The 446-nt window shown below is 72.2% G+C and carries 1 protein-coding gene; it reads right to left on the bottom strand.

All coding sequences use genetic code 11. From position 1 onward, the window contains the following. A partial coding sequence (locus tag DZG00_RS16505) for a polyprenyl synthetase family protein (protein WP_199689854.1) occupies positions 1 to 396 on the bottom strand: 396 nt, incomplete at its 3' end. Positions 397 to 446: the final 50 nt, after the last annotated feature.

A 446-nucleotide genomic window follows, 5' to 3' on the forward strand; every position in this document is an offset into this window, starting at 1 on the left:
GTTGCCCCACACGGCCTGCGCGCTCGGGACGCCGCGGCGCATGTCCGCCTCGTCCATGACGTCGTCGTGGTACAGCGACGCGAGGTGCGTGATCTCGATGGCGACGGCCGCGTCGACCACCTGCTGCGTGTTGCCCTCGCCGAGCTGCGCGATGAGGAGCGCGAGCATCGGGCGCACGCGCTTGCCGCCCGCGTCGAGCAGGTAGCGCGTGGTGACGTCGGCCACGTCGTCGGCGAACCGCACCTCGCGGAGCAGCTGCTCCTCGACGAGCGCGAGGCCGTCGTCGATGCTGCGCGCCATGCGGCGGTCGCCGGAGGACGAGAAGAGGCGCTCGGTGAGGCTGGCGTGCGAGGCGACGGAGCTGCCGCGGCGGACGAGCGGGATGCTCGGACTCATGTTCGGCGTCCTTGTCTGTGGGTTCACGCGCGGTCAGGACGCGACGGGAC

Source organism: Clavibacter lycopersici (assembly GCF_003576405.1).
In the GTDB taxonomy this organism is placed as follows: Bacteria; Actinomycetota; Actinomycetes; order Actinomycetales; family Microbacteriaceae; genus Clavibacter; species Clavibacter lycopersici.